General features: G+C 27.8%; 16 protein-coding genes. 5 read left to right on the top strand and 11 right to left on the bottom strand.

All coding sequences use genetic code 11. From position 1 onward, the window contains the following. Positions 1–441: 441 nt before the first annotated feature. From BP997_RS05890 to eif1A, 3 genes are all read right to left on the bottom strand, one after another. Complete coding sequence (locus BP997_RS05890) at positions 442–1083, bottom strand: KH domain-containing protein (RefSeq protein WP_413823796.1); 642 nt, start codon at positions 1081–1083, stop codon at positions 442–444. Positions 1084–1367: 284 nt separating this feature from the next. Further along, a complete protein-coding gene (locus BP997_RS05885; protein ID WP_409198533.1) occupies positions 1368–2141 on the bottom strand; it encodes a serine protein kinase RIO in 774 nt (257 codons plus the stop codon). Positions 2142–2226: 85 nt separating this feature from the next. After that, positions 2227–2541, bottom strand: a complete 315-nt coding sequence (gene eif1A / locus BP997_RS05880) for a translation initiation factor eIF-1A (RefSeq protein ID WP_409198532.1) — start codon at positions 2539–2541, stop codon at positions 2227–2229. Between the two features lie 242 nt (positions 2542–2783). Here eif1A and glp point away from each other — a divergent pair, with 242 nt between their 5' ends. Genes glp through BP997_RS05865 form a run of 3 tightly spaced genes read left to right on the top strand, consistent with a single transcriptional unit; the run spans position 2784 to position 4764 of the window. Beyond that, entirely contained in the window at positions 2784–4010 is a 1227-nt protein-coding gene (gene glp, locus BP997_RS05875; protein ID WP_413823793.1) for a gephyrin-like molybdotransferase Glp, read from the top strand. Positions 4011–4046: 36 nt separating this feature from the next. Continuing rightward, complete coding sequence (locus BP997_RS05870) at positions 4047–4508, top strand: GyrI-like domain-containing protein (protein WP_413823791.1); 462 nt, start codon at positions 4047–4049, stop codon at positions 4506–4508. 28 nt (positions 4509–4536) lie between these two features. Then, positions 4537–4764: a hypothetical protein gene (locus tag BP997_RS05865; protein ID WP_413823788.1), complete on the top strand. Its 228-nt coding sequence runs from the start codon at positions 4537–4539 to the stop codon at positions 4762–4764. Between the two features lie 121 nt (positions 4765–4885). Here the strand turns inward: BP997_RS05865 and BP997_RS05860 are convergent, their stop codons facing one another. From BP997_RS05860 to BP997_RS05825, 8 genes are all read right to left on the bottom strand, one after another. Next, on the bottom strand, positions 4886–5908 hold the full coding sequence (locus tag BP997_RS05860) for a multidrug transporter (protein WP_413823785.1): 1023 nt from the start codon (positions 5906–5908) through the stop codon (positions 4886–4888). 337 nt (positions 5909–6245) lie between these two features. Then, the gene (locus BP997_RS05855) at positions 6246–6767 is read right to left on the bottom strand and encodes a resolvase (protein WP_413823782.1); all 522 of its coding nucleotides are present in this window, start codon (positions 6765–6767) and stop codon (positions 6246–6248) included. Between the two features lie 19 nt (positions 6768–6786). Next, positions 6787–8355: a DUF530 domain-containing protein gene (locus BP997_RS05850; RefSeq protein WP_413823779.1), complete on the bottom strand. Its 1569-nt coding sequence runs from the start codon at positions 8353–8355 to the stop codon at positions 6787–6789. Between the two features lie 185 nt (positions 8356–8540). Continuing rightward, positions 8541–10538 carry a methionine--tRNA ligase gene (gene metG / locus BP997_RS05845; protein ID WP_409198525.1) on the bottom strand — a complete coding sequence of 666 codons (1998 nt, stop codon included), beginning with the start codon at positions 10536–10538 and terminating at the stop codon, positions 8541–8543. An 820-nt stretch (positions 10539–11358) separates the two neighbouring features. Next, positions 11359–11580 (bottom strand): hypothetical protein, encoded by a 222-nt coding sequence (locus BP997_RS05840; protein WP_409198524.1) that lies wholly within the window; start codon positions 11578–11580, stop codon positions 11359–11361. 34 nt (positions 11581–11614) lie between these two features. Then, complete coding sequence (gene rpiA / locus BP997_RS05835; RefSeq protein WP_409198523.1) at positions 11615–12280, bottom strand: ribose-5-phosphate isomerase RpiA; 666 nt, start codon at positions 12278–12280, stop codon at positions 11615–11617. 77 nt (positions 12281–12357) lie between these two features. Continuing rightward, positions 12358–12792, bottom strand: coding sequence for a UPF0179 family protein (locus BP997_RS05830; protein ID WP_413823776.1), 435 nt, complete (start codon positions 12790–12792; stop codon positions 12358–12360). Beyond that, positions 12792–13832 carry an NAD(P)-dependent glycerol-1-phosphate dehydrogenase gene (locus tag BP997_RS05825; protein ID WP_409198521.1) on the bottom strand — a complete coding sequence of 347 codons (1041 nt, stop codon included), beginning with the start codon at positions 13830–13832 and terminating at the stop codon, positions 12792–12794. The genes BP997_RS05830 and BP997_RS05825 overlap by 1 nt, the downstream gene beginning before the upstream one ends. A gap of 179 nt (positions 13833–14011) precedes the next feature. Here BP997_RS05825 and proS point away from each other — a divergent pair, with 179 nt between their 5' ends. Then, on the top strand, positions 14012–15418 hold the full coding sequence (gene proS / locus BP997_RS05820) for a proline--tRNA ligase (protein WP_413823774.1): 1407 nt from the start codon (positions 14012–14014) through the stop codon (positions 15416–15418). 44 nt (positions 15419–15462) lie between these two features. Then, positions 15463–16134 carry a 2-phospho-L-lactate guanylyltransferase gene (gene cofC / locus BP997_RS05815; protein WP_413823772.1) on the top strand — a complete coding sequence of 224 codons (672 nt, stop codon included), beginning with the start codon at positions 15463–15465 and terminating at the stop codon, positions 16132–16134. The last annotated feature ends 6 nt before the right edge of the window (positions 16135–16140 follow it).

Genomic DNA, 16140 nt, shown 5'->3' with positions numbered 1-16140 from the left:
TGATGATTTTAATATTTTTTTCATAGCATTAGCTAAAAAAAATTTTAAATAAAATTTTTTTATAAAAAGAAAAAACCTTTTTTTATAAATTTGAAAATTTATATTTTATTTTTTGGTAGAAAAAAATATTATTTTGTATAAAATTGAATAAACTCTACTAAATTTATCAATAGATATACCTATAGTTAATATTATATATAAGTTTTATTATAAAAAACTAAAATTAATATTTTTAAGATTAATTATTATTATGGAACTAGTGTAACTAATAAGTTTAATCAACAGAGTATGCCTAATTTTTGATAATAAATTTAGTAATGTAGGGAGTTTTTAAGAAATAGGATAAAAAAAAATGGAAAAAATCTTAAAAATTAATTAAATAATAAATTCAAATTAATCTTTAAAATAAAATAAAAAAAAGAATGGGAATTAAAAAAATAATTATTCTTCTAAATCTTCATCTGATTCAGATTCATCATCTTTATCATCTAAATCATCACGAAGTTGAATTTCATCATCATCAATTCCAACAATAGCCTTAAATTCTTTCATTTTTAAGTCTTGCTTTTTATTTTCTAAAAATCCATATACAGATTTATGTCTTGATCCATTAAGAATCATTTCAACAGCTTCTTTTGCAATCTCCACATTATCTAGAAGACCAATAATGGAAACTGTTTTTCCATAAATTGCCATATCCACTTCTGCCATTCCAACAATGATTTCTCTAGTTTTACCATCTTTTCCAATGATTCTTCCTTTATATCTAGCTAAAGCTTTTTTAGATTTTCCAACAAAAAGAGGTAACTTAATTATTTCTAAGTACATATCATCATCTAATAATTTTAATGCAGTTTCAGGATTAAAACCTCTACCTATAGCTTTGACGATATGATTAGTTTTCCAAACACCTAATTGATCTTCCATATCAGGAGTTGGATTTATTGTTACTAAACCTTCTTCTCCATCAATATCTAATTGGGTTTGAGTTACTTTCTCAATTTGTTCTTTAGTTTCACCGTTTTTTCCAATTAAAACTCCTACTCGATTGTTAGGAATTTTAAGATAGTCAGTTTCTGGCAATTTATTCACCTCAAATTTTATTATAATAGTAGAAAAAAGTTTTATTTAAACATTTTTTCCAAATATTATTAAATACATTATTCTTATATTATTTTAATCTTATTTATTCATTTTGAAAAAAAATGAATTTTTATATTTTAAAAAATTAGAAACTAACTTCCTATTATTTTTTTTGGATATAAACAAGCGTTATTATTAATATTGAAATTAATTATTAAAAGAATATTTTCCAAGCATTTGAAAAGTAATCTTCTTTTATAAAAAAATAGTAGAAAGTAGTTTTATTAAATTTTAAGATTTAAATAATCTTTAATTTTACTTTCAGAAGTTTGAACTCCTAATTTATTGAATTCTGTAGAGATATTTTTTATATCTCTCAACAATAATTCTTTAGCTATTGGATGATCTCGAACTACAGATTGTGAAACATCAATTATTACAGGATTTTGATTAAAATTCATGATATTGAAAGTTGATAGGTCACCATGGATTAAGTTAGATTTATTTATGAACCTATCCATTTCTAAAAGTAATCTTTCATAAAAATCTGTAGGGTCTTCTGGAGGATCGTATCGTGCAGTTTTTGCAGGTTCTCCTTGATCATTTCCTATAAATTCTAATAATAATACATTATCTAAGGCAACAATAGGTTTAGGTACATTTACACCATTTTCATATAATCTGTTTAGGTTTCGGTATTCTTTATTAACCCAAGCTTTTATTAGTTGTCTTTTATTTGTTGATTTGACATTGAAACGTGGATCACCATCAATGTAATAATGCATTTTTTTAAAATCAGATGTGGTGATTCGATAAATTTTTACAGCTATTATGGATCCATCATCTTTTATGCCTTTAAGGACGTTTGCTTCTTTACCTGTGCTAATGGCCCCGTTTAAGATGTCTAAATAGTTTTGGTTAGCTAGTTTGTATAAGGTTTTTAATGTTTTATCATCGAATACTTCACTAGCTACTTTTTTATCATCATCATCTTTTATTCTTTTTTCAGAGATTAATTTTTGTAATTCTGCATCAGCTTTATTTATTTTAGAATCCATTTTTATTAACCTTCTGAAATTATTTTTTTTGAAATATTTTTTATTTTTGGTATGGGAATTAAAATTTACTTAAAAATAGATGGTTTTACATTTTTAAGTAGCCTTTTCTTTCGAGCCAGTTAGATTCTGTTCTAGTGTATCTCCAAATTACATCAGCTTTTTCATTGGTTTGGAAATCCCATGGTTTAACGAGTACAACATCTCCTTCTCGAATCCAAATACGTTTTTTCATTTTTCCAGGTATACGGGTCATTCTTATGTATCCATCTGAGCATCTTACTCTGATTTTTCCATGTCCCATGATTTGTTCTACTACTCCTGGCATTTCTCCTCTTCGAGGTGTTCTTACTCTGTGATACTCTTGTGGGGCATTGTTGTTATTATGTTTTTTATTAGTCAAAAATTTTCCTCCTGTTTATGAACCTTAAATGATTTATAAGTGTCTTAATAATGATTTTAGTTGTTAAGAAAATAAATACTGGGTTTTTTTAATATTTTAAAAAAATTGTAAACATACAATATTTTATAATATGAATATTATTTTATAATTCTTTATATATAATATTATATATAATTGGAATTAATGATATACTAATTAATAATAAAAAATTTTTATTTATTTTTAAGAAAATTGTGATTAAAATGGGAAAGGAATTTTTAAAGATTAAAGAATCTGGTGATGCTAAGAAGATTATTGGGGATTTATTTGAAAAGTATTATACTCCAGAATCTGAAAGTGTTAAATTAAGTGATAGTCTTAATCGTGTTTTATTTAATGATATAGAAAGCAGAATAGATTTTCCTCCTTTTAACAGAGCACTTAAGGATGGTTATGCTGTTAAAGTAGAGGATACTTATGGTGCTAGTGAAGAAAGTCCAAATATTGTTAAGATCGTGGATGTTGTTGAAGCTGGGGATTTTAGTGACAAAACATTGAAACTTGGAGAATGTATCCAAATTAGTACTGGTGCTCCTATGCCTGATGGTGCTGAAGCTGTTGAAATGGTTGAGTTTACAGATTTAGATGATGAAGGTAATGTTAATTTATTTAAAAGTTTAACACCTACTCAAGAAATTGGGCAAAAAGGTTCTGATATTAAAAAGGGTAATAAGATTTTAAGTAAAGGTGATCTTTTAACTCCTTCTAAAATTGGGGTTATAGCTGCACAAGGAATTAGTGAAGTTGATGTTTATAAAAAGCCTAAAGTTGGTATTATTTCTACAGGGAATGAATTATTAGATAATGATGAACTTATTATTCCTGGGAAAATTTATGATGTTAATAGTGATATGTTAAAAACTGGGGCTGATGCTGCTGGTTCAGATGCAGAAACTTTAGGTATTATTAAAGATGATTATGATTCTATAAAAAATAAGATTAATAGTAGTATTAAAGATTTTGATGTTGTATTAGTTTCTGGTGGGACTTCTGCAGGTGTTGGGGATAATTTAAGAAGTATTCTTGATGAATTAGGTTGTGTTTATATTCATGGGATTACAGTTCAACCAGGTAAACCTACATTAGTTGGGGTTATTGATGGTAAAATTGTGATTGGTTTGCCTGGAAATCCTGTTAGTGCGCTTGTGATTTTTAACGTGTTTGTAGTTCCAAGTTTAGAGAAATTAGCTGGTATTAAAGTGGATGAGAATAAGAATACTTTTACCGGACCTATAACTAAAAGAATCCATTCTCCTATTGGTAGAATGCAATATCAGTTAGTTAGAATAAAGAATGATGGTGTTGAACCTATATTTAAGGATTCTGGTGCTATATTTTCTTTAGCTACTGCAGATGGTTATACTAAAGTTGATAAAAATATTGAGTTAGTAGATGAAGGGGAAATTGTAACTGTTACTTTATTTAAATAAAAAAGTTAATATTTAATTAATGAGGAAATGATTATTATGAATGTTCAAGAAAAAATTGTACCTGATCATAAAATTGCTGTTATGAAACATAAAGGATCTTTAAGTGATATGGAAGTTATGATTTCTAAGTTAACTGGATGGGTTGAAGATAAAGAGATTAAAACTATTGGTAATTATTTTGTTATATTTTATCGGATGCCTGATAGAGTTAAAGAAGATGATGTTGTTTATGATTTAGGTGTTCCTATTTCTGATGATGAAGTGGATAAAACTCCTGAAATAGATATTGCTGATATGGTTGAACACACTGTTCTTTCAGGTATTCATCAAGGGTCTCGTGATAATATTCGGGAAAGTTATGATGAAATGATTGAATTTGCTGAAGTGAATCATTATGATATTATTGGTTCACCTAAAGAAATATTTTTAAATAGTCCTTTTGAAGTTGAAGAGAAGGATTGTTTAAGAGAAATACAGTTACCTGTTATTAAAATGTAAAATATTAAATTAGAGATGAGGGATTTTTATGAATGTGCCTTATAGTGAAAAAGAGCAAGATAAAAAGGTAGATAGGATTTATAAAAAACTTACAGAAACTTCATCTAAAAAGGTATCTCATTCTTCTAAGGATGTTTATGATTTAATTGATAAATTTAATTTGAAAAATGATAATGTTCTTAAGAAAAGAGAAAAAGAAGAAGATGCTAAAATTGATGAAATTTATGAAAAGTTAAGAATTCGTGCTAAGAATTGATTTTAACTTATATTTTTTTCATTAATTATTTTTTTTAAAAATAATTTTATGTGTAAGTGTGTACACATATAATTATGTATATACATTTAATTTATTAAATAAAAAAAATATAAAAAAAATTTTAAATATGATAAAATAAATCTTTAAAACTTAAAAATTGAGCCATTAAATGATTATCTAAAACACCAGGCATCAATATAGCAATAATAATACCAACAAGACCGAAAAAGATTCCAATACCCCAAATCATTTTAACAGCAGTCTTCTCATCAACAGGTTTTCTTAAAACAAAACGAATCAAAGACTTGAAACCTTGATCTGGACTGAAAAGAGTACCATCAGATGAAACCTGAGTAGGCTTTTGATCTGCACGATTCATAACACCAGCACTATAAAATTTCAATGCAGCATCAATAATATTAGGTAATAATATAATAAAAGCAATGAACTTTAATCTTCCAATAAATGCAATAGCTGCAATAGCTGCACCAATAATTAATGTACCAGTATCCCCAGGGAAAACCTTAGCCGGATGCTTATTAAAGTATAAAAATGCAATTAAAGGACCTAACATACTCATACTTATAATAGCCACATCATACTTACCAAGAACAATACAAGAAATAGTAAGAGAAACCATTGCAATTACACCTAAACCAGATTCAATACCATTTAAACCAGCAAGCATATTAGTTAAATTAGAACAAATACTAACTGCAATAGGAATACAAATAATATAGAAAAATCCAACATTAGGTGGAGCAGCCCAAATTAAAGGAATACCTGCAAAAAATAGCAATATTAACTTCTCATAAGATGAAAGCATTATTAAATCATCAACCATACCAATAATACCTACAAGTAGAATAACCAATAATACAATAATCAATTGAAATGTAAGTGTAGAAAATAAATAAACACCACAAAACATACCAATAATAAAACCAAATAATATTCCTAAACCACCCATCTCTGCAACAATAGGCTTTAAAGATTTATGAATATCCTTACCTACAATATGAGCATTTTCCAAACGATGAATAAGATGAGGCATAACAAACCAAGTAACTGCAAATGATACAATACCACAAACCAATGCAATTAAAACTAAAGGCAGATGTGGAGGTGTTAAAACTGAAATCATGAACTTTTATTTCTCCATTTAAATTTTTTTTAATAAAAAACATTACTTAATTAAAGTAAAAATTAATCTTATTATATTATTATTAATATTAAAAATTATCCATTTAAATTTTTTAAAAAAAGGGATTATTGAAAAAATAATAAAACTAAAAACGAGATTGAAAGAGTATATAAATGTTTTAAATAGCGTATAGATAGAAATAAAAGAATTTTATCCTTTGTAAAAATTATAAAAAAGTATTATGATGATTTTATCATTAAACATTACCCTCATCTAAGAGTAATCTTAAAAAAAAAATGGATTTAATCAAATTTTAGTAAAAAAATGTAAAAAGAAGTTATTTATCATTTAAAATATTATAAACAGATCTAAGAGGAATATTAAAGTCTTTTGATATGTTCTTTGGTTTTTCACCGTTTTTAACTAAATTTTTAATCTTTAAACGTAATTTATCATCATATTTTCTTTTATAGAAATTATAATCTTTTTTAGAATCGTTTGAATATTTTGATCTGAAGTAATATACCCTATTTAAAGGAATATTGAACTGTTCACTAATACTTTTAGGTGAATTTCCTTCTTTTAAAGAGTTTAATACTTTATCTATATCTTCTTGAGGGTGTACTCGTTTTCTTCCCCAATTATATTCTACTTCCACTTTTATGTCTAATGATTTTAATGCTTCAAGATATTTTGGGGAAATATTATCATATAAACTCTGTGAACATGTTATTCTTCTAAGACTAGGATAATTATCCATTAATTCTATTATTTTTTCTGAAGTTAATGGATGAGTAATATGTATTTGCCACGCATTAATATCTAAGTCTGTTGAATTTTGTTGATCCTCATTAATCATTGAATTTTAACCCTTTTTTTTAATTTTTTATCATTTCTAAAAACTTTTTTGATTTTTTACTTCTAGGTCTTTTACTGTTTTCTAAGTTTTTGATTTCTTTTTCTACACGTTTTTGGGATACAGTGAATACTCTAGCTGATTCTTTTATTGGAATATCTGAGTTGGTACTTATCATTGCTGCACCTAGTGCTGTGTAATCTAATTTTATATTAGAATTTTTTATTTGTTTTTCTAAATTGAATTTTTTGTAAAGTAAAAGATCCATGTCTGGTACTGGTATGATTTTCTCATTTTCCATTTCTTGTAATATTTTGATGGTTTTGTTTGAATATCTTTGGAAAATTTTTCTTTGTTGTCTGTCTATATCTCCTCTGATGTATGGGAATGGTCCGCCATATCTTTTTCTTTTATCATTGGAGGTTGTTATGTAGTATTTGAAGATATCCCATCTTATTAGTGTTGGAGCTATTTCTGAGAATATTGTTTGTTCTATTTGGTCTCTTTTTTTAATATCGCTTTTTAATGTTCTGTCTAAGTGACCGAATTTATCCATTAATCCTATATCTTGTAATATTTCACTTACTTTATTGTTTCTCCATTCTTCTAATGTGTCAAGTTCTTCGATAAAGTTTGGGTTGTCTAATTTAACATCTTTAACTACTTCGTCATAGATTTGTAAGTGTTCTAAGTTTCTAATATTATTTTTTAGGATTGCTTGTTTGTGTTTTTTAACTATGGTTTCTGAATGTTTCACGTAAGCTATTGCTAGAGCGGTTCTTGTATGTTTATCATTTATTATTGTTGGTCTTGATCTATGGAAGTCTAATCTTTCTATTCGGAAGTTTCTTCCATAAATTCTTCGAAGTTCTTCTTCATAGCTATCTACGAATTCAGAATCTAGGGATACTCTTTTTGTTATCCATCTATTGTTTTCTTTTACTGAGATTACAGGAGATACATTTGTTATTACTGTTTTTCTTTTAGTTTTAAGTAAATTTAAAACTTTTTTAAGTGAATCTCTTCCCCATTCAGATAGTTCACTCATTAATACCATGTAGTTACCAGATAATGGTAAGTGTGGTATTATTTCTAGTCTGTAGACTCCGGATTCGTCTACATCAAATTCAAAGTTTTCACTACCACAGTCACATTTTATATTTGGATTATTGAAGTTTGTTGGTCTGTAACTTTTTCCACAGTCTTTACATTTAAATTGACCATAGGATTCAAGGTTTCCCATTGCTATTTTATGTGAGTCTATTGCTGCTTTAACTCGATCTAAAATGTTTCGTTTTGCTGTTGCTTTTAATCTGAAGTGTTGGTTATGACGGTTTATTTCAGATATTTCATCAAATCCAACATCTGATGTGGAGGAAACTCCATAACGGTTTAATGATCTAAATGGTGCTGTGTAACCATTTGCATCCATTTTTTCTTTTAAATCTTGTAAGGTGTTTAATCTTTCTTGAAACCTGAAGTAGACTGTTTTAAACTCTTCAATGTTGTTAATGTGTTTTATGTCAATTTTTTCTTTATCTATTTTATTTAAATACTTTTCAGCATTTGTTATGAGCATGGATTCATCCATTTTATTACTCACCTGTGAGGCTAATTTTTCATAAAAAGACTAAATAAAGTTGGGGGGGTTGGAGGGGAAGTTTTTTAATTTAATTCTATCTTTTAATTTTAAATATTTTTTTTATTTAAAGTTTTTTTTATACGCCGAATATTTTTCAATTTTAAATTGGATAGAATTAATTTTAAATATTTTTCTTATTGTATTTCTTCACCTACATTAACTGGTTCTTCAGGTACGAGTAGTGCTGCACTTTCACCTGATGCTAAAAGCATTCCTTGGGATTCTACACCAAATAGTTTTGCAGGTTCTAAGTTTACTAGTACTGTTACTTTTTTATCTATTAATTCTTCTGGACTGTATCTTTTTGCTAATCCTGCAACTATTTGTAATGTTTTGTCTCCAACATTTACTTGTAATTTTAATAATTTATTAGATTTTTCAATTTTTTCTGCTTCTTTTATTTGTCCAATTCTTATTTCTACTTTATCAAAGTAATCTATACTGATTTTTTCACTCATTTTCTTTTCTCCATTATCTGTGCTTTTTTCTAAGTTTTTGTATAATTTTTCTTTTTCTGCTTTGATTGTTGAATCTTCTATTTTTTGGAATAGTGGTTTTGGTTTGTTTATTTCATGACCTATTGGGAGGTATTCTGTTGCTTTATCCCAAGTATCATTATCTGTGATGTTTACTATTTTTGCGATTTTATCTGCAGTTTTTGGGATGTATGGTTTTGTTAATGTTGCAAAGCTTTTTGCTAATTGATCACATAAGTATACTGTGTTTGCTGCTTTTTGTGGATTTTCTTTTATTGCTTTCCAAGGTTCTTGGTCATTAAAGTATTTGTTAGCTGCTTTAGCTACTTTGAAAACTTCAACTAATCCTTCTCTGAATTTAAAATCGTTTATGTAATCTTTTTCTGTTTCAGGTAATTGTTTTATTAATTTTTCAAATTCAATGTCTTCTTGGCTTGGATTTTTGTATTCTGGTACTTTTCCATCGAAGAATTTGTGGGTGAATGTGAAAGTTCTGTGTAAGAAGTTTCCAAGTACATCTGCAAGTTCATCGTTTACTCTTCTTTGGAAATCATCCCAACTAAAATCTGTGTCTTTGTTTAGTGGTGCGTTGATTGTTAAGTAGTATCTTAGTAAGTCTGAGTCGAAGTCACGTACAAAATCAGATACCCATATTACCCAATTTTTACTTGTACTCATTTTTTTACCTTCAAGGGATAGGAATTCTCCGGCAAATATGTTGTCTGGTAATTTACAACCATAACCGGATAGTAATGCTGGCCAGAATAGTGCGTGATGGTAGATGATATCTTTACCAATGAAATGTATTGCTGTATCATTCCAGTAGTCTTCCCATGGTTTTCCTGTTTTTCTTGACCATTGTGCTGCTGATGATATGTATCCGAGGAATGCTTCTCCCCAAACATATATTACTTTTCCTTCAGCATCTTTTAATGGGACAGGTATACCCCATTTCATATCTCTTGTCATTATCCAATCGTCTAAACCTTCTTTTAACCAGTTTAGTGCATAGTTTCTTACATTTGAGGGTAATTTTTTATTGTTTTCTATGTATTCTTCTATGTCATCTTCGAAGTTACTGAGTTTGTAGAAGTATTGTTTACTTGTTTTTATAACTGGTGTGTGTCCACAGGTTAAACATTGTGGTTCTTTGAGTTCAGTTGGTTCTAAGTGTCTTCCACAACTTTCACAGTGGTCTCCTCTTGCTCCTTCTGCTCCACATACTGGGCATGTTCCTTCAACGTATCGGTCTGGTAAGAATTTATGACAATTTTCACAGTATAATTGTTCTATAGTGTGTTCATATATTAATCCTTTGTTGTATAGGTTTAAAAAGAAGTTTTGACTGATTTCATAGTGTAATTTATCTGTTGTACGTGTGAAACTGTCTAATGTGATGTCGCAAGATTTTACATCTTCAACTATCATATCATGATATCTTTTAGCTATTTCTATAGGTTTTTTTCCTTCATTTTCTGCTTGTACAGCGATTGGTGTTCCATGTTCATCAGTTGCACAGACAAATAATACTTCGTTTCCTTGCATTCTATTACATCTTGCATAGATGTCTGCAGGAATGTAAGTTGATCTTAAATGTCCTAAATGGCAAGGTCCATTTGCGTAGGGTAATGCACATGAAATAAAAATTTTTGACATTTTATCCGTTTTCCTCCAAAAAAGTTTTATTGTTTATTAGTATAATGTGATAAAAATTAATTTTATAAAATTTACATTATAGTTTTAGTTTTGTTTAATATTAGTAATATATTTGTTTATATATTATTACTATAATATTTTTTTAATGTTGGAGTTAAGTTATTTTAGAAATAGTATAAAAATTTAAAAATAAGAGGATTTTTTATTAAAGTTATATTGAAACCTTTTTACGTGTTTTATATTCGTTTTTTCCAAATAGAATTAATTTTGGGTAAATAAATGAGTTCTTGTTAAATGGAGTTTAAGAAAAAACGATTCATTAGACTACATTTTATTGAATTTTTCTTTTAAGGTAATTTTTTTAGGTTTATATAACTTTAATAAAAAGCTTATTTTCTTATATTTTAATTAATAATAATAGCTGAGCGTGAAAATTTTTTTTAAATAACATATTATTGGAATAGTAAATAAATATTTTTTTTAATTAATAGTTATATCATCGTTATTATAACTTGCCAAAACTTTTATTCCTAACCAAAAAAGCCGAATACTTTTTTATAAAAATTTTAGAGTTTAATATTCCTTAACTATTAATTAAAAATTATATTTTATTTTTTAATAGTAGTTTAATTTTATTTGTGAGTAGTTATTAAAAATCTTTTTATTATTAATTTATTTTTTAATCCTTTTATCTGAATTAAAAAATTTTATATAAAAATATAAGCATTATTTAATATAATTTTTTTAGTATATAAATGTTTCTATAAAAAATGTGGAAAAAAGAAAAATATTCTTCTAAATAAAATAAAAAAAATAGTTTTTAGTATTGTTTTCTGTTAATCCAAGCTTGATAAAAGATAAAAATACCAATTATTAATAGTATTATTTGTGGGAAAATACTGAAAAATACATATGGAATCAATGCTAACTTAGCTAAAATCCATAAAACTGCATAAATAATTATAGCTATACCCATTAAAATTAAAAACATGTTTAACATCTTTCTAAATTCATAAGGTATATTAAGTCCAGGAATTGGCATGAAAAATCACACTCCATTTAATAAAATTTAATATTTATAATTCTTTTAAACCATTTTTAGTTCCAAAAATTACTTTATCTACCATTTCAGTAAATATACCATTTTCAACAACACCGGGAATAGTGTTAAGCTCAATTTCCATATCAACAGGACTGTCAATTGTAGGGAATTTAGCATCAATAATGAAATTTCCATTATCAGTTATTACAGGTCCATCCTTTTGAACACCCATTCTTATAACTGGTTCTGCACCCATATCAGTTAAAGCACTTATTACAGGTTGTGTTGCTTCTTTAATAACTTCAACTGGAACTGGAAATGCTCCAAGTTTTTCAACCTCTTTAGATTCATCTGCAATTATAACTAATTCTTTTGCAGAGTAATCCACAATTTTTTCAAGTGTATGAGCTGCTCCTCCACCTTTTACAAGATTTTTTTGAGGATCCACTTCATCGGCACCATCAACAGCTAAATCTATACTGTATTCATTTAATGTTGTGCATGGTATATTCCATTTTTTTGCAAGTAAAAATGATTGGTAACTTGTAGGGATTCCGAATAATTCTAATTCTTCTTCTTTAACTCTTTGTCCTACTTTTTCTATGAAATAATGAGTTGTTGAACCGGTTCCAAGACCTAAAACTTGACCATCTTTTACTAATTCTGCTGCAGCATATCCTGCATTTAATTTAAGGTTCATAGTTCTTCTTCCACCTTTATTAATTTTTTTTGTTCAATATTTAATTTTTATACAGATTAAATTATATAATATTATTTTTAGAATCTAGCTAATATCTTCTTTAAAGATAAACCCATTTGACAATCATCTGGTGATTCTCTTAAGTCTTTTGCTATTGATACTTTATCTTCAGAAATTAAACCATCAGGGAAACACAAATGATGATATTTACAATCTTTAATTGTACATACTGGTTTTTCATAATTAAAATATGATCCTTCAAATACTTTTTTGGAATCTAATAACATTTCAATATCTGCTAGTTCTACTTCTATAGGTACTACTTTTTCTTCTGCATGAATTGGGCATTTAAGTTCTGAGTCTTTGACTTCGGTTATAGTGTATTTTCTTCCAACTTTTAATGAACCTATACATGTTGTTTCGAATCTACATGTTTCACATTCATCAGCAGGTCCTTGAAATATGAAACTTGTTCCTTTTTTCGCTAATTCTTTACCTATTAATGTTATCATTAAATCACCCCTGTACTTGTTGCTAGTTGTTCTGCTGCTTCTCTAGATAATCCTCTATCCCCAAGTATAGTATATCTGTCTCTTATTGTATGTGCTATTGTTAAAGCTTCTATTATTTCTTCAGGACTTACCCCTAATTCTTTTGCTGTAGTTGGTGCTTTAACTTTTTGTAATGAGTCACGTATACATTTCCAGTCCCCACCATGTAGGTTCATCATCATTATAGTTCCTACTCCACATTGTTCTCCGTGAAGTGCTGGTTTTTCTGCTATTTTATCTAATGCATGTGAGAAAAGGTGTTCTGATCCACTTGCAGGACGGGATGTGTTTGCTATACTTATAGCAACTCCTGTACTGAATAATGCTTTTGCAATTAGTCTTGTACTTTTTTCTAATCCTGGTTTTATTTGATCAGCACCTTGAGTTATTAGTTTTGCAGTCATTTGTGATAGAGATGATGCAGATTCACTGTAACTAACATTTTGTAATCTTTTAGCTAGTTTCCAGTCTAGTACTGCTGTGTAATTTGCTATTACATCGGCACATCCTGATGCTAAAAGACGGTAAGGAGAATTTCTTATAATATCAGTATCAGCAACTACTGCCATTGGAGATTGTGCTTTAATTGACACACTGCCTTTATCACTTTTTATTGATGCTAAAGGGGATGTTATTCCATCATGTGATGCTGTGGTTGGAACGGATAAAAAGTAGGTTCCAGTATTTGCTGAGGACATTTTAGCAACATCAATGATTTTACCTCCACCTACTCCAAGTATTACTTGAGCTTTACCTATTTTTTCTTCTACCTGATTCACACTTTCTTGAGTGGCTGAATCTACTTTAACTACTTCAACACTGAAATCTGCATTTTCTAAACTATCAATAACTTGTTTACCTGCAATTTTATAGGTGTGGGGTCCACAAACCATTAATGCATCATTGTAAAACCTTAAATCATTACATATTGTTCCTGTATTATCAATTAAACCTGGTCCAATATGTACTTCACGAGGTAATTGAATTTTTTTAGTTACCATGACAAAAATATTCTCCTTATAATTTATTTATCATTCAATAATATTCTATATTTAATAGATTAAAAAAAGTTTTGGTATTTTATAATATTTTATGAGAAAAATTAAATTTTTTGGATAAGATATATAAAATTTAAAAAACAATAAAATATTAATTGTTAAATTATTATTAGGTGATAAATTTGGAAAACTTTAGTGAATGGTTCCACAATATTTTAGAAGAAGCAAATATAACTGATGCTAGATATCCAATTAAAGGTATGAGTGTTTGGTTACCATACGGATATCAAATAAGAAAACATATGTTAAAAGTTTATAGTGAATTACTTGATAAAGATCATGAAGAAGTATTATTCCCTTTATTAATTCCTGAAAGTGAATTAGCTAAAGAAGGAAGACATGTGAAAGGATTTGAAGATGAAGTTTATTGGGTAACTCAAGGTGGTAATAAACCATTAAATGAAAAGTTAGCTTTACGTCCTACAAGTGAAAGTAGTATTTATCCAATGTTATCTTTATGGGTTAGATCCCATATTGACTTACCAATGAGATATTATCAAGTTGTTAATACTTTTAGATATGAAACTAAGCATACTCGTCCTTTGATTAGAGTTCGTGAAATAACTACTTTTGCAGAAGCTCATACAGTTCATTCTAGTTCTGAAGAAGCAGAGGAACAAGTTAAAATAGGTATTGAAATTTTTAAGAAACTTTTCAATGAACTTGGAATTCCTTATACTATTACTAAAAGACCTATTTGGGATAAATTCCCTGGTGCAAATTATACTATGGCTTTTGACACATTATTACCTGATGGAAAAGCTTTACAAATTGGAACTGTGCATAATCTTGGTCAAACATTTGCAAAAACTTATGATATAACCTTTGAGAATAAAGAAGGAGAACATGAATATGCTTATCAAACCTGTTATGGTATTAGTGATAGAGTAATAGCTGCAGTTATTGGAATTCATGGTGATGATAAAGGATTAGTTTTACCTCCAAAAATATCCCCTAAACAAGTTACTATAATTCCTATATTATTTAAAAAAGGAAAAGAAGAAGTTTTAAACAAGTGTAATGAAATTAAAGAAAGTTTAGAAAATGCTGGTATACGTGTAAGAATTGATAGTAGAGATATTAGACCAGGTAAGAAATTTTATGAATGGGAATTAAAAGGAACACCAATTAGATTAGAACTTGGTCCAAGAGATTTAGAAAATAATAAAACTGTTCTTGTAAGAAGAGATAATCTTGAAAAGATAGAGCTTAGTCTTAAAGAGGATATTGTTTCACCAGTTAAAAATGCTTTAAATGATATTGATGGTTTATTAAGAGAAAATGCTTGGGATTCATTTAAGGATAATATTAAATCAGTTGAGGATGTTAATGAGATAAATAGTCTTATTGAAAATGGTAATATGGTTAGTTTCCCATGGTGTGGGGATGAAGACTGTGGAAAAGCTATTGAAGAGTTAACTGATATTGATTTACTTGGAACTTATAAGGAAGATATTGAAACTGATGATGTTTGTGCTCATTGTGGTAAACCTGCTAAACATGTTGCTTTAATAGCTAAAACTTATTAAATTATTATAAAAAAATTTTTAAAATTTTTGGAGTATTGATAGTTGTGGATAAGATTTATGCAATAATACCTGTAAGTAAATTCACTGATGCTAAAACACGATTGTCTCCATTTTTATCTAGTGAAGAAAGAGAAGACTTGTTAAAAGCTATGTTAAAAGATGTTACAGCTACTCTTAAAAGGTTAGTTGATAAGATTATTATTATTAGTCGGGACAGTGAAGTATTAGATTATGCTAAAAAGTTAAAAGTTGATACTTTAGTTGAAAATGAGGATAGTAATTTGAATAAGGCTCTTAATCAGGCTATGACTTATTGTAGAGGTAAAACTCGAAAAGTGTTAATTATACCTTCTGATGTTCCGCTTATTGGTAAAACTAATATTAAATTAATTATTAAACAAGCGAGCAAGCTTGATTTTCTTATTGTACCTTCTAAAGGTGGGGGAACTAATGCTCTTATTATTAAGCCTTGTGGTATTAATATGGAATTTGGAGAGTTTAGTTTTCAAAAACATGTTGAAAATGCAGAGGCTAAAGGATTTTCCCCATTAGTTCATGATTCTTTTTATATGGCTTTAGATGTTAATACAACTGAAGATTTAGGGGAAATTATGATTCATGGTAAAGGTACTGATACTAAAAAGTATTTAGAGTCTTTAAATATTAGTGTTGAAAGTATTCATGGTCATGAAAGACTAAAAGTAACACGAGATTAATTATTT

Source organism: Methanobrevibacter sp. UBA412 (assembly GCA_002495685.1).
Taxonomy (GTDB): domain Archaea; phylum Methanobacteriota; class Methanobacteria; order Methanobacteriales; family Methanobacteriaceae; genus Methanobrevibacter_A; species Methanobrevibacter_A acididurans.
Note: the sequence above shows the minus strand (reverse complement) of the source record. Positions and strands in the feature narration are given on the sequence as shown.

Excerpts from the sequence above, each read along its gene's own strand:
- BP997_RS05885 (WP_409198533.1), bottom strand. The coding sequence starts at position 2,141 with ATGGATTCTAAAATAAATAAAGCTGATGCAGAATTACAAAAATTAATC.
- glp (WP_413823793.1), top strand. The coding sequence starts at position 2,784 with ATGGGAAAGGAATTTTTAAAGATTAAAGAATCTGGTGATGCTAAGAAG.
- BP997_RS05870 (WP_413823791.1), top strand. The coding sequence starts at position 4,047 with ATGAATGTTCAAGAAAAAATTGTACCTGATCATAAAATTGCTGTTATG.
- BP997_RS05865 (WP_413823788.1), top strand. The coding sequence starts at position 4,537 with ATGAATGTGCCTTATAGTGAAAAAGAGCAAGATAAAAAGGTAGATAGG.
- BP997_RS05860 (WP_413823785.1), bottom strand. The coding sequence starts at position 5,908 with ATGATTTCAGTTTTAACACCTCCACATCTGCCTTTAGTTTTAATTGCA.
- BP997_RS05855 (WP_413823782.1), bottom strand. The coding sequence starts at position 6,767 with ATGATTAATGAGGATCAACAAAATTCAACAGACTTAGATATTAATGCG.
- BP997_RS05850 (WP_413823779.1), bottom strand. The coding sequence starts at position 8,355 with ATGGATGAATCCATGCTCATAACAAATGCTGAAAAGTATTTAAATAAA.
- metG (WP_409198525.1), bottom strand. The coding sequence starts at position 10,538 with ATGTCAAAAATTTTTATTTCATGTGCATTACCCTACGCAAATGGACCT.
- BP997_RS05840 (WP_409198524.1), bottom strand. The coding sequence starts at position 11,580 with ATGCCAATTCCTGGACTTAATATACCTTATGAATTTAGAAAGATGTTA.
- rpiA (WP_409198523.1), bottom strand. The coding sequence starts at position 12,280 with ATGAACCTTAAATTAAATGCAGGATATGCTGCAGCAGAATTAGTAAAA.
- BP997_RS05830 (WP_413823776.1), bottom strand. The coding sequence starts at position 12,792 with ATGATAACATTAATAGGTAAAGAATTAGCGAAAAAAGGAACAAGTTTC.
- BP997_RS05825 (WP_409198521.1), bottom strand. The coding sequence starts at position 13,832 with ATGGTAACTAAAAAAATTCAATTACCTCGTGAAGTACATATTGGACCA.